13 protein-coding genes are annotated in these 13312 nt (G+C 66.1%); 9 read left to right on the top strand and 4 right to left on the bottom strand.

The genetic code is table 11. The annotated features are described in order from the left end of the window. Window positions 1-5: 5 nt before the first annotated feature. The 3 genes from ACR9ZJ_RS00935 to ACR9ZJ_RS00925 are packed head-to-tail and all read right to left on the bottom strand — an operon-like array spanning window position 6 to window position 2061. The gene (locus ACR9ZJ_RS00935) at window positions 6-623 is read right to left on the bottom strand and encodes a helix-turn-helix transcriptional regulator (RefSeq protein ID WP_481286548.1); all 618 of its coding nucleotides are present in this window, start codon (window positions 621-623) and stop codon (window positions 6-8) included. Window positions 624-678: 55 nt separating this feature from the next. Further along, window positions 679-1386 carry a DUF899 family protein gene (locus ACR9ZJ_RS00930; RefSeq protein WP_481282148.1) on the bottom strand — a complete coding sequence of 236 codons (708 nt, stop codon included), beginning with the start codon at window positions 1384-1386 and terminating at the stop codon, window positions 679-681. Between the two features lie 15 nt (window positions 1387-1401). After that, the gene (locus ACR9ZJ_RS00925) at window positions 1402-2061 is read right to left on the bottom strand and encodes a glutathione S-transferase family protein (RefSeq protein WP_481286547.1); all 660 of its coding nucleotides are present in this window, start codon (window positions 2059-2061) and stop codon (window positions 1402-1404) included. A 99-nt stretch (window positions 2062-2160) separates the two neighbouring features. On the opposite strand from ACR9ZJ_RS00925, the gene ACR9ZJ_RS00920 reads away from it, so the two are divergent. Both ACR9ZJ_RS00920 and ACR9ZJ_RS00915 read left to right on the top strand, forming a co-directional pair. Then, window positions 2161-3390 carry an FAD-dependent oxidoreductase gene (locus ACR9ZJ_RS00920; RefSeq protein WP_481286546.1) on the top strand — a complete coding sequence of 410 codons (1230 nt, stop codon included), beginning with the start codon at window positions 2161-2163 and terminating at the stop codon, window positions 3388-3390. 29 nt (window positions 3391-3419) lie between these two features. Then, the gene (locus ACR9ZJ_RS00915) at window positions 3420-4451 is read left to right on the top strand and encodes a L,D-transpeptidase (RefSeq protein WP_481282151.1); all 1032 of its coding nucleotides are present in this window, start codon (window positions 3420-3422) and stop codon (window positions 4449-4451) included. A gap of 11 nt (window positions 4452-4462) precedes the next feature. Here ACR9ZJ_RS00915 and ACR9ZJ_RS00910 read toward each other — a convergent pair whose 3' ends face one another. Next, window positions 4463-5365 (bottom strand): LysR substrate-binding domain-containing protein, encoded by a 903-nt coding sequence (locus ACR9ZJ_RS00910; protein ID WP_481282152.1) that lies wholly within the window; start codon window positions 5363-5365, stop codon window positions 4463-4465. Window positions 5366-5684: 319 nt separating this feature from the next. On the opposite strand from ACR9ZJ_RS00910, the gene ACR9ZJ_RS00905 reads away from it, so the two are divergent. The 7 genes from ACR9ZJ_RS00905 (at window position 5685) to kdpC (ending at window position 13294) form a co-directional block, all read left to right on the top strand. Beyond that, complete coding sequence (locus ACR9ZJ_RS00905; RefSeq protein ID WP_481282153.1) at window positions 5685-7295, top strand: S53 family peptidase; 1611 nt, start codon at window positions 5685-5687, stop codon at window positions 7293-7295. 403 nt (window positions 7296-7698) lie between these two features. Next, window positions 7699-7791, top strand: coding sequence for a K(+)-transporting ATPase subunit F (kdpF, locus tag ACR9ZJ_RS00900; protein ID WP_481282154.1), 93 nt, complete (start codon window positions 7699-7701; stop codon window positions 7789-7791). After that, window positions 7788-9596, top strand: coding sequence for a potassium-transporting ATPase subunit KdpA (gene kdpA / locus ACR9ZJ_RS00895; protein WP_481286545.1), 1809 nt, complete (start codon window positions 7788-7790; stop codon window positions 9594-9596). Before kdpF ends, kdpA begins: the two co-directional genes overlap by 4 nt. 3 nt (window positions 9597-9599) lie before the next feature. Next, window positions 9600-11672, top strand: coding sequence for a potassium-transporting ATPase subunit KdpB (gene kdpB / locus ACR9ZJ_RS00890; RefSeq protein WP_481282156.1), 2073 nt, complete (start codon window positions 9600-9602; stop codon window positions 11670-11672). A 13-nt stretch (window positions 11673-11685) separates the two neighbouring features. Further along, entirely contained in the window at window positions 11686-11871 is a 186-nt protein-coding gene (locus ACR9ZJ_RS00885; protein ID WP_481286544.1) for a hypothetical protein, read from the top strand. A 28-nt stretch (window positions 11872-11899) separates the two neighbouring features. Next, window positions 11900-12706: a TorF family putative porin gene (locus tag ACR9ZJ_RS00880; protein ID WP_481286543.1), complete on the top strand. Its 807-nt coding sequence runs from the start codon at window positions 11900-11902 to the stop codon at window positions 12704-12706. Window positions 12707-12718: 12 nt separating this feature from the next. After that, a complete protein-coding gene (gene kdpC, locus ACR9ZJ_RS00875) occupies window positions 12719-13294 on the top strand; it encodes a potassium-transporting ATPase subunit KdpC (protein WP_481282159.1) in 576 nt (191 codons plus the stop codon). Window positions 13295-13312 lie beyond the last annotated feature (18 nt).

Genomic DNA, 13312 nt, shown 5'->3' with positions numbered 1-13312 from the left:
CGGACTCACGAGGCCTCGCGCACCGCCTTGAGCGTCTTGTACAAGGTGGCGCGGGACAGGCCCAGGAGTTGGGTGATGTACGCCACGGCATTGCGCACGTCGAAAAGGCCGCGAGATTCCAGCGCCGCGACGACCGCTTCGCGATCGGCGAGGCTCATCGCCGCGAGCGTGGTGCCGCGGTCGACCAGGAACTGGCCGACGACATCGTTGATCTCTTCGCGCCAATCGCCGCGAAACAGTGCCGAAGGCCGTTCGCTGGTGTCGGCGAAGCGAAGGAAATCCCTCGAGACCGATTGCAGGGTTTCGAACATGCTCACGTCCAGGTTGATGCAGAGCAGCCCCACGGGCTTGCGCCGGCCATCGCGCACGACGGCCGTTACCGACTTGAGCGAGCGCCCGTCCCCGTTGGTCTTCGCATAGGGACCGATGACCGGCGTATCCAGCGACATGACGCCATCGGCATCGGTCAACGACGCGTCGCCCGGTTCGCGGCGGGACAGGCGATTGGCGATGTGACGGATGGTGCCGGTCGCCAGGTCGTGGATCACCACCTCCGCATGCGGACGGAGCAGGGCGGCGATCGCATCGGCGACCGGGACGAAGGTGGAAAGGTGATCGGCCATGCACGGCATGATCCCCGCGCCGATACACCAAGTCCAGCCTGGACGTTTTGTGTCGTCAGCCCGGATAGTCCAGGCTGGGGTACCAGGTGGGCTTGCGTCCTTCCGGCGTGCAGTCGATCACCGTCCATAAGGGCATGAGGTCGGGCGCGCCACGCGGGTCTTCGCCGGGGTCGGCTGTCTCGAAGCCCATCTCGCCAGCCCAGAAGTGGCGGATCACCCCGTCGCGCCGGGTATAGACGTTGAGGGCGGGCTCATCGCCGCCTTCCTTGCCGATCGCGTGGTAGTCGCGGCTGAACTCGCCGTTGGCGTCCGAATAGAGCTTCAGGTGCCGCCAGCCGCGCTCACGCGCGAAGGCCTGCATGCGTTCGTAGGGCGACCGCGCGATGACCGCCAGGGCGACGTTCTGCTCCATGTCGCGTGCTTCGCCGTCCCAGGCGCTGAGCAAGGAGGTGCACATCGGGCAGGGGCGCTCGCGTTGCGGCCCGAACATCCAGCTGTACGTCACCAGGGTCGACTTGTCGCCGAACAGCGCGGCGAAATCGACCGGGCCGTGTTGGCCGATGAAGCGGTAGTTGCCGCGCACCTCGCCGCCGGGCGGGAGGGCGCGGCGCTGCACGGCCACGCGTTCGATATGCCGGCGCAGTTCGATTTCCTCGGCGAGCAGGGCATTGCGCGCCGCGCGGTACTCGGCGCTTTCGTTCGGCATGCGGAACGTGTTGCGCGCGGCCAGTTCGGTGGCGGGCACGAGGGTTGGGGCGGTCATGTCGGTCTCCTTCGGTCAATCGCGGTCGGGTGCGCCCAGCGGAAAGAACGGACGATAGACGCGGGCCTCGTCGACGGCGCGGGCAAACGAGGGGCGGGCGAGCAGGCGCCGGCGGTACGCATGCACGTGGGCGAATCGCGCGTCGATCGCGTGGGTCCAGTCCGCATAGAAAAGGAACGGAGCGGCCCCGCAGTCGGCCAGGCTGAAGCGGTCCCCGGCGGCCCATTCGCGGCCGGCCATGTGATGGTCGAGCCAGGCGTAGGCGGTGTCGAGCATCGCGCGCGCCTCGGCCACGCCATGCGCGTCGTGCTTGCCCTCGGGGCGCAATGCGTCGAAGACGATCCGCTGCTGCGGCGTCGACACGTAGTTGTCGAAGAAGCGGTCCATGTTGCGAACCTCGAGCGCCGCCTTGCGATCCTCGGGGAGCATAGGCGCCGGGCCGGGGTGATGGAGGTCCAGGTATTCGATGATGGTGCTGGCCTCGGTGACGGTGCGTCGGCCATCGACCAGGACCGGGAACCGCTTCAGTGGCCAAAGATCGGCGAACTCCGCATAAACCTCGGGATTCTCCGGTGACAGGAGCTTCCATTCGAACGGCGTGCCGTTCTCGTAGAGGGCCACCAGGGCTTTCTGGCAGTAGGACGAGAACGGGTGGGCGTAGAGCTTCAGGGTCATCGGTGCACCTGGGGTCGAGGGAGGCTTTCCCTTTCGTCGAACGACGGGAGGCGGTTTCGACATGACTTGGTATCCTGTCGCAAAGCCGAGGGAGCAGGGATGAAGATCGCGATCGCGGGCTACGGAACGGCGGGGCAGGCCAGCGCCATCCTGCTGTCGGGGCAGGGCCACGACATCACCGTTTTCGAGCAAAGTCCGGAGCCCGGTCCGGTGGGCGCGGGGTTCCTGCTACAGCCGACCGGCCTGGCCGTCCTGGAGCGCATGGGCTTGGCGGGACGGGCGTTGGCCCTCGGCCAGCGAATAGAGGAACTGCACGGCACCACGCCGCGGGGTCGCGCCGTGATGGCCATGCGATATCGCGACCGACGCGAAGGTTGCTTTGGATTGGGCATGACGCGGGGTGCGCTCTTCGAACTGCTGCGCGATGCGCACGCTGGCGCCTCCCGGGTCCGTACCGGCACGCGCATCGTGGGATACGACGCCACGGCGCACACCCTTGCCGATGCGGACGGCGAGGTCCATGGCCCTTACGACCTCGTCATTGCCGCCGACGGCGCGCATTCCGTGCTGCGCGGGGGATGCGGGCGGCACGTGCGCCGCCAGGCGTTGTATCCCTGGGGAGCCCTCTGGAGCCTGCTTCGCATCGACGACTGGCCGGAGCCCGACCGGTTGCTCCAGCGTTACGCGGGCACGCGCTCCATGATCGGCATGTTGCCGGTGGGAACGCGCCCGGGGCACGCGGGTCGCTGGATCACGTTCTATTACAGCTTGCCCGGCGAAGCCGTCGAATGTTTCGACGACGCCGGCGTGGCGGCGATGAAGGCCAGGGTCGCCGAGATCTGGCCGGAGCTTTCTCCGCACGTGGCGCATTTCGGCCATGCCGGGCAATTACAGAGGGCACGTTATCGCGATGTCGTCCTGGCACGCTCGCACCATGGCCGGCTCGTGGTCATCGGCGATGCCGCCCACGCGATGAGCCCGCAGCTCGGCCAGGGTGTGAACATGGCGCTGCTCGACGCCGCCGCGCTTGCGGATGCACTGGCTTCGCACAGCGACCTGGCGGTGGCGCTGGATGCCTATCGCCGCGAGCGCCACGCTCATGTTCGCGCGTACCAGCGCATGAGTCGTTGGCTGACTCCATTGTTCCAGTCCGACCGCACCGCCCTGGGGTGGTGCCGCGACGCGCTGTTCGGACCCATCGGGCGTGCCCCGGGTGCGCGCGGGCCGATGCTTCGCATCCTCACGGGAGAACTGCGTCATCCGGCGCAGGATGGCGTCGGCCAAATCGCGAACGATCCATACTCGCCTGGGTACACCGGCTCCGATTAACCTCGTGCCATCCGGATCAGGAGCCGCCCATGAAACGCTTGCTCGTCGGCCTCGCGCTGTCCCTCTCGCTCGCATCGTCGGCCATCGCCAGCGTGCCCATCTGGGGCGCGAAGCAGTCGAGTCCGGCCGATACCCCTCCCTCGGCCTTGAAGCCCGGTGAGTGGATATGGGGTGGGCGCGGCGCCTCCCCCGGGCCCATGGCGGTGATCGTGAGCCTCACCGAGCAGAAGGCCTATGCGTACCGCAACGGTATCCTCATCGGCGTGACCACGGTCAGCACGGGCAAGAAGGGCTATGAAACGCCGACGGGGGTGTTCACGATCCTGCAGAAGGACAAGGACCACCACTCCAAGAAGTACGACAACGCGCCCATGCCGTACCAGCAGCGGCTGACCTGGGATGGCGTGGCCCTGCACGCGGGCGGCCTTCCCGGCTATCCGGAATCGCACGGTTGCGTGCACCTGCCGACCGAGTTCGCGAAGCTGCTGTTCGACGCGACGAACATGGGCATGACCGTGGTGGTGGCCGAGGAAGGCACAGCGCCGGTGACGGTGGTGCATCCCACCGCCGTGATACCCATCGACCCCCGCAATGGCGCCGACCTGAACCTCGAACCGCTGGCCGATGGGCAGCTCTACCGATGGACGCCGGAAGCCTCGCCGACCGGACCGATCTCCATGGTGCTGAGCGTGGCCGATGGCCGGGTCATCGTGTTCCGCAACGGCATCGAGATCGGCCGCAGCCAGGTGCAGGTGCGCGATCCCCTGGCCGGCACGCATGCCTTCATCGTCGCTTCCGGCTACATGCCCGACGCGCCGCAGCGATCGGGCCTGCGGATGCCGAACTGGATCACCATCGGCATCCCCGGGCATGGCGACGAAGCGGGCAAGGTGGTGGACGAGGCGCTCGTGGATCGCGTGGCCGTGCCACGTGAGTTCATGGAGAAAGTGCTGCCCTTGCTGTCGCCGGGTTCGGTGCTTCTCGCGACCGATGAAAGCATCCAGCCCGCGAGCACGGGGTCGAAGGTGCAGGTGATCGACTCCAACCCTCCCGGCGCCTGAGCGCGGCGTCCTCAGCGGTCGAAGCCATGCTCCCCGATCGCCTCGACAAGATAGGTGACGAACGAGGCGATGCGCGCGGAGATGGCGGTGTTGCGGTAGTACACCGCATTGATCGGCTGGCGGAGTTCGGCGATGTGCCTGGACAACACGGGCACCAGCGTGCCCGCTTCACGATCGCCGCGCGTCATGAAGTCGGAAAGGCAGACGATGCCGTTGCCTTCGAGCGCGAGCTGGCGCAGCGTTTCACCACTGGACGTGCCGATGGTGGGCTTGATGTGCACGCGCTGTCCGCTCTCGTCCAGCAGGGGCCACTCGTTGAGCGACTCGGGTTCCGTGAACCCGAGCAACGCATGCTTGCGCAAGTCCGATACCTTGCGCGGCCGGCCGTGCTTGGCGAGGTAAGCAGGACTGGCGAGACAACGCACCTGGCTCGTGCCGATCGGCCGGGCGTGTAGCGTGGAATCCTTCAGCCGTCCGATGCGCAAGGCCACGTCGGTACGGCGTTCCAGCAAGTCGATGTAGCCTTCGCTGCTGTGCAGTTCCAGCTCCACGTCGGGAAAACGTTCGCGATAACCCGCGACCAGCGGCACCACCACGTGCAACATGAAGGGCGATGCCGCATCGATGCGAAGACGCCCCGCCGGGCGGCCGCGCCGTGCCGCCATCTGTTCTTCCGCGTTCTCCACCGCCGCGACGATGTCACGCGCTCGTTCGAGGAAAACCTCGCCTTCGTCCGTAAGTTCGAGGCGCCGCGTGGTCCGGCGAAGCAACGTGGTCTTGAGCTTCTGCTCCAGTCTTCCCAGCGATCGGCTGGCGGCGGAGACGGTCTGCTCCAGCTGCTGCGCGGCGGCCGTTATGGAGCCGGTGTCGACCACCGCGATGAAGTTCTGGATCTCGTCGAGGGTGATGTTCATCGTTGCGTCTGTCGCAAATAGCTACGCTTATACATCGCTTTCGGAGAAAAAACCAAAGCGCGTCAATGGGACACCATGCGCAAGAAAATGCGAATGAACCACCTCGCTGCGAGACAGGAATTTTCCTGATGCCGGCCCGCCGATTCCCTGTGCTAGCGTCGTTGCGGGGAGCGGTGCTTTGTCATTTGAAACGGAGTTCGCCCGGGGGGAAGAAAACGGAATGACAAGGAGCCGGGCTGCCAGCGTCCGGTGACGACGACGTCACCGGGACCACATATCCCGAATCGGGATTCGGCTCAGCTTACGGGAGAGACGTTTCATGCAGATGAAGAAAACCTCGCTATGTGTGGCGATGGGTGCGGTGCTGGGTGCGTTCGTGTGTGCGCCCACCATGGCCGCGGGAGCGGCGACGACATGGGCGGCCACGGCCACGCGCGCGCACGAACTCGCGGCGACGGCGACAGCCGCCGACCTGGCGGACGCTGCTACGCCGGTCCATATCGAAGTGGTGTTGAAGGTGCAGAACCGCTCCACGCTCGACGACTTCATCGCATCGGCGCATAACCCGTCCAGCCCGATGTTCCACGCGACGCTGCAACCCGCGGATGCGGTCGCCATGTTCTCGCCGAGCGACGACCAGGTGCAGGCCGTGGTCGCCTACCTCGGCAAGGCCGGCTTCACCAACATCAGCGTTTCTTCGAACAAGCTGCTCGTCTCGGCGGATGGCAACGCGGGTGCCGCGCAGTCGGCCTTCGCGACGCGTCTGGTCAAGGCTCAGGACGCCGAAGGCCGTGCCGCCTACGCCAACATCGACGACGTCAAGGTGCCTGCCGCACTCGGCGACGCGGTACTCGCCGTGGTGGGTTTGCAGACGGTCAACCACGCGCACACCATGATCAAGCCCGCCGACCGTATCGGCACCAAGGCAACGACCGGCGTGACCGGCCACAATCCCACCACGTTCCCGACCATCTACAACGTGGGCGGCACGCCGACGGCGGCGACGGTCACGGTGGGTATCATCAGCGACGGTGACATGACCCAGCCGTTGAAGGACCTGGCCAGCTTCACCACCGCCAATGGCCTGCCCGCCGTGAATACGCAGGTGGTCGTGGTCGGGGCGGCGGGAACCGACACCAGCGGCACGCCCGAATGGGACCTGGACAGCCAGAATATCGTCGGCATGTCGGGCGGCGTGAGCAAGCTGATCTTCTATGCGGCGAATTCGCTCAGTAACAGCGCACTGACGGCCGCGTTCAACCGCGCGGTGAGCGACAACCAGGCCAAGGTCATCAACGTCTCCCTGGGCGAATGCGAAACCAGCGCCTACAACGATGGCTCGATGGCGGCGGACGACCAGATCTTCGCGCTGGGCGTATCGCAGGGGCAGACCTTCTCGATCTCCACGGGCGACTCCGGTTCCAACGAGTGCACCAAGGCTCCGCGTGGCACGACGCCCAGCTATCCGGCGAGTTCACCGTATGTGGTGGCCGTCAGCGGCACGACGTTGAGCACCGGCACCGGCAACAGCTGGGCTGGCGAGACCCTGTGGTCCAAGGCCGGCGGCAGCCCGAGCACGGTAGAGCCCAAGCCGAGCTGGCAGACGCAGGGAGGCGGGACGACGCGCGACGTCGCCGACGTGGCGTTCGATGCGGACCCGAATTCCGGTTCGATCATCATCGTCAACGGCAGCAACGCGCAGTACGGCGGCACGAGCCTTTCCGCACCGTTGTTCGCCGCCGTCTGGGCGCGCATGCTCGCCGGCCATTCCACGCTCGGTTTCGCCGGCCCGCACCTGTACCAGGTGCCTTCCAGTGTCTACCACGACGTCACCTCCGGCAGTAACGGTGGCGAGACGGCCACGGCCGGCTGGGATTACGCGAGCGGCTTCGGCAGCGCGATCGTGAGCAACCTCTACGGCAACCTCTGACCGCCAGCAGGAACCGGCGGTAACGACCTGGCGCACGCGCAAGCGGCGCCCCGTTTTTTTGTGGTGGGAGCCGACCCTGTCGGCGATGGGTGCTTGCGTCAACCTGGCCCGCTGCCGCGGGATCGCCGACAAGTCGGCTCCCTCCAGGGCTTCCCACACCGGGGCTCTCGCCAGGGTTTCCCTTCCCGCGCGATTTCGGTGCGCGGGAATTTACGCCGAATTTACGCGGGCCTCGTCGCGCCTTACACCGAAGATATCCGCACGTTTCGATAATTCCGCAGCTCTCCTCACTTGGGTGAACCTGTGGAAATCCTCTACGTCCTCCTGATCGTCGTGCTCACCGCGGCGACGATCGGCTTCCTCATGATCTGCGACCGGCTCGGTCGTCGGTGAGGGTGCCGACATGAACGCCTCCTACCTCATTGCCGGCGTGCTGGCCGTCGCCCTCGCGGGCTACCTGATCGTCGCGTTGCTCAAGCCGGAGTGGTTCGAATGAGCGCGAACGACTGGATCCAGATCGTCGTCTATCTCGCCGTGTTGCTGCTGCTGGTCAAGCCGGTCGGCTCGTACATGGCCCTTGTTTTCGCGGAAAGCCCCAACAAGGTGACGCGTTTCGGTGCACGCATCGAGCGGCTCGTCTATCGCGTGGCCGGCGTCGAGCCGGGCGAGGAGATGGGCTGGAAGAAGTACGCGCTGGCGATGTTGCTGTTCAACGTGCTGGGCATGATTGCCGTCTACGTGCTTCAGCGGGTGCAGCAATGGTTGCCGCTGAACCCGGAGCACTTCGCGGCGGTGACACCGGATTCCGCGATGAATACCGCCGTCAGTTTCGCCAGCAACACCAACTGGCAGGGATACGGCGGCGAGTCGACCATGAGTTACCTCACCCAGGCAGTGGGCCTGTCGGTGCAGAACTTCCTCTCGGCCGCCACCGGCATCGCCGTGCTCGTTGCCGTCATCCGGGGATTCTCGCGCCGGGGCGTGAAGGTGCTCGGCAACTTCTGGGTCGACCTGACGCGGACCACCCTGTATATCCTGCTTCCGCTGTCGCTGGTCATCAGCCTGCTGCTCGTCTCGCAGGGCGTCGTCCAGAACGTGCGTCCCTACGAGCATGCGACGACGGTGCAAGCCACTTCGTACGATGAGCCGGTGAAGGATGCCGACGGCAACCCGGTGGTCGATGCAGCCGGCAAGCCCGTGGTCAGGCACGTTTCCACGCAGGAGCAGGTGCTCCCGATGGGACCGGCCGCCTCGCAGGTCGCCATCAAGATGCTGGGCACCAACGGCGGTGGCTTCTTCAACGCCAACTCGGCGCACCCCTACGAGAACCCGACGCCCTTCTCCAACTTCATCGAGATGCTGGCGATCTTCCTGATCCCGGCCGGGCTCTGCTACACCTTCGGCGCGATGGTGGGCGACCGCCGCCAGGGCTGGGCCATCCTCGCGACGATGCTGGTGATCTTCGTGCCCTTGACCTTCGGCCTGGTGGCTGCCGAGCAGGCGGGCAATCCGGCGCTGCACGGGTTGGCCATCGATGCGCACGCCTCGGCGCTGCAGAGCGGCGGCAACATGGAAGGCAAGGAGACCCGCTTCGGCATCGCCTCGTCCGGGTTGTTCGCCGCGATCACCACGGCCGCATCGTGCGGCGCGGTCAATGCCATGCACGACTCGCTGACCCCGTTGGGCGGCCTCGTGCCGATGTGGCTGATGCAACTGGGCGAGGTCATCTTCGGCGGCGTGGGCTCCGGCTTGTACGGCATGCTCGCCTTCGCCGTCGTCGCGGTCTTCATCGCCGGCCTGATGGTCGGCCGGACACCGGAGTACCTGGGCAAGAAGATCGAGGCGCACGAGATGAAGATGGCCAGCCTGGCCGTCCTCCTGCCTTGCGCCCTGGTGGTGATCTGCACCGCCATCGCCGTGATGGCGCCCGCCGGTGTTGCTGGCATCGCCAACCCGGGCGCCCACGGATTCAGCGAGATCCTCTATGCGGTGAGTTCCGCGTCGAACAACAACGGCAGCGCCTTCGGTGGCCTTTCGGCGAACACGCCGTTCTGGAACGTACTGCTGGCCGTCTGCATGTACTTCGCACGCTACCCACTGGCGATCGCGATGCTGGCGATGGCCGGATCGCTGGCGGCGAAACGTCACGTGCCCGAGTCCGCAGGCACGCTGCCGACGCATACACCGCTGTTCGTGGTGCTGCTCGCAAGCGTCGTCATCGTCGTCGGTGCACTCACCTTCCTTCCGGCGCTCGCCCTCGGGCCGATCGCCGAGCAATTGATGTCCGCCACGGGGCACTGATCCATGAATCATCCAACCACGACCCGGCGCGGTCTCGATCGCGCCCTGGTGGCGCGCGCCCTGGGCGACGCCTTCATCAAGCTCTCGCCGCGCCTCCAGTTCCGCAACCCGGTGATGTTCGTCGTCTTCGTCTGCAGCGTCCTGACCACGCTTCTCTGGGTACAGGCGTTGGCGGGACACGGCGAGGCACCCACGGGGTTCATCTTCTGGGTGAGCCTGTGGCTCTGGTTCACGCTGCTCTTCGCGAATTTCGCCGAGGCCTTGGCCGAAGGGCGCGGTAAGGCGCAAGCCGACGCATTGCGTGGATCACGCCGCGACGTGGCCGCGAAGAAACTGGCCCGGGCCGAACGTGACGCGCCGATCGTCTTCACGCCATCGAGCGAACTCCGCGCGGGTCATTTCGTCCTCGTGGAAGCAGGCGACATCGTGCCCGGCGACGGCGAGATCGTCGTGGGCGCGGCAAGCGTCGACGAAAGCGCCATCACCGGTGAGTCCGCGCCGGTGATTCGCGAATCCGGCGGCGACCGCAGCGCCGTGACCGGGGGCACCCGGGTGCTGTCCGACTGGGTCGTCATGCGGATCACCAGCAACCCCGGCGAGAGCTTCCTCGATCGCATGATCTCGATGGTGGAAGGCGCATCGCGGCGCAAGACACCGAACGAGATCGCGCTGACGATCCTGCTGGCCAAGTTCACGCTGATCTTCCTGCTCGCCTGCGCCACCCTGTTGCCGTACTCCATCTACAGCGTGCAGGCGGCCGGCGTCGGCAATCCCATCACGCTGACCGTGCTGATCGCCCTGCTGGTATGCCTGATCCCGACCACCATCGGCGCGTTGCTCTCGGCGATCGGCATCGCCGGCATGGATCGGATGATCCGTGCCAACGTCATCGCGACCTCCGGCCGCGCGGTGGAAGCGGCAGGTGACGTGGACGTCCTCCTGCTCGACAAGACGGGCACGATCACGCTCGGCAACCGCCAGGCCGTCGCCTTCCACGCGGCCCCGGGAGTCGAGGAGCGTGAACTGGCCGAGGCCGCCGAACTCGCCTCGCGCGCCGACGAGACACCGGAAGGCCGCAGCATCGTCACGCTGGCCGCGAAGCGCTTCGGTGGGTCGGATCGTCGCGCGATCGATGCGCGCGCCGAGTTCGTGCCCTTCACGGCGCAAACCAGGATGAGCGGCGTCGACGTCGGCACCCGGCACATCCGCAAGGGCGCGATGGATGCGGTCGAGCGCTACCTGGAATCGCAGGACAGCCACTTGCCGCCACTGGTCAAGCGGATGGCCGAGGATGTCGCACGCCGCGGCGCGACCCCGCTCGTCGTCGTCGACGGATCGCTCACCCTCGGTGTCCTCGAACTGAAGGACATCGTCAAGGAAGGCATCAAGGAGCGTTTCGCCGAGATGCGCAAGATGGGCATCCGGACGGTGATGATCACCGGCGACAATCCGCTCACCGCCGCGGCGATCGCGGCGGAAGCGGGCGTCGACGACTTCCTGGCCGAAGCCACGCCCGAGGCGAAGCTCAAGTACATCCGCGACATGCAGGCGGAGAATCGTCTGGTGGCGATGTGCGGCGACGGCACCAACGATGCGCCGGCCTTGGCCCAGGCGGACGTCGCCGTGGCGATGAACAGCGGCACGCAGGCGGCCAAGGAGGCCGGCAACATGGTCGACCTGGATTCGAACCCGACCAAGCTGATCGAGATCGTGGGCATCGGCAAGCAGATGCTGATCACGCGCGGTTCGTTGACGACGTTCTCCATCGCGAACGATATCGCCAAGTACTTCGCGATCATCCCGGCCGCGTTCGCCACGACCTACCCGGCCTTGAATGCGCTCAACGTGATGCACCTGGCCACGCCGCAGAGCGCCATCCTGTCGGCCGTCATCTTCAACGCGCTGATCATCATCTTTCTCATTCCCCTTGCCCTGAAAGGTGTCGCCTATCGCGCGCTGGGTGCCGGTGCGCTGCTGCGCCGCAACCTCCTGGTCTATGGCCTGGGCGGCATCGTGGTTCCGTTCATCGGCATCAAGTTGATCGACATGCTGCTGGTCCTGTTCGGACTGGCCTGACCCGAGGTCACCCATGCATTCCGTAAAGCTCACCGTACTCATCGAAGACACCGACGACCTGGACATGGAAGTCCGGGTCGTGGTGCCCCACGCCGAGCACGTCGCAAGCAATGTCACGCCGCTACCGCCGCGCGCGGTAGCCGCCGCACACCCGCCCATCGAGGACGACTACGTCCTCGGCGGCTACGCCGGCATCTGATTCATCACTTTCGAGCTAGAGCATTCCCATGAAGATCGTCTCCTCGACCGCCTCGGCGGTTGTCTCCTTCCTCTGCCTGGGTTCGATCGCACAGGCCCAGGACGCTTCGCCGGTGACCGGCAACGTGGCGATGGTTTCGGATTACATGTTCCGCGGCTTGACCCAGACCTGGGGCCACCCCGCGATCCAGGGCGGCGCCGACTACACGAACCCGAACGGGTTCTCCGCGGGTACCTGGGCGTCGAGCATCAGTGACAAGAGCTATCCAGGCGGTTCGATGGAGCTGGATCTCTACGCCAGTTTCGGCCGCCCCATCGACGCCGACTGGTCCTGGCGAGTCGGCCTGTACGGCTACGTCTACCCCGGTGCGGATCTCGACGAAGCCGGCCTCCGCTCGCGTTCCTTCAACACGGTCGAAGCCAACGCCGCGCTGACGTGGCGCCAGTTCACCCTGAAGTACAACCGGTCGCTGACGGATTATTTCGCCGCCGACAAGGAGCAGGGCTACGACGGCGATACACGGGGGACGGGGTATCTCCAGCTGGACGGCACGTTTCCGCTGTCCGATACATGGTCGTTGGCGCTGCACGCGGGACATACCCACTACACCGCGAAGCTGGCCACGCCCCTCTCCAATGGAGCGCGTGACGCGAGCTATAGCGACTACTCGGCGACGATCAAGTACCAGTTCGCCGCGCATTGGTCGGTGAGTGGTGGCGTGACGCACGCCACGGACGATGCGTTCTATCACCGTGTGTCCGACTTCGCGGACGCCAGCGACACACGCAACGTCGGCGGGACACGTGGCTTCGTCATGTTCCAGGGCACGTTCTAAGAGGGCAGGGTCATGAAAAAACTCATCAGGCAGTGCGTCGTACTCTTCATCGCCATGACGGTGTTTACCGGCATCCTGTATCCGCTGGCGGCCACCGGCCTGGCCCAGGCGATGTTCCACGGCAAGGCCAACGGGAGCCTGGTCGAGAAAGACGGCAAGACGATCGGTTCGACACTGATCGGCCAGGCGTTCTCCGAGCCCAGGTACTTCTGGGGCCGTCCCTCGGCCACGGCCCCCAATCCGAACAACGGCGCCTCGTCGTCGGGCTCGAACCAGGGCCCGACCAACCCCGCACTCACCGATGCGGTGCAGCAGCGGATCGACGCGCTGAAGCAGGTCGATCCATCGAACGACGCCTCCGTTCCCGTCGATCTGGTCACCGCATCGGGCAGCGGCCTCGATCCCGAGATCAGCCCCGCCGCCGCCGAGTATCAAGTCGCCCGCGTAGCCCGCACGCGGAACGTGGACCCTGCGAAGGTTCGTGAACTGGTGGCCGCCAACACCCAGGGTCGCCAATTCGGCGTGCTCGGGGAACCGCGCGTCAACGTGCTGGCGTTGAACCTGGCCCTGGACCGCATGGCGCCCTGATGTCGGTCGGCTCCCACC

The sequence above is a fragment of the Luteibacter sp. KNZ12-1A genome (assembly GCF_056755675.1).
The sequence above is the reverse complement of the archived record's forward strand: the minus strand, read 5'-3'. Positions and strand labels throughout refer to the sequence as shown.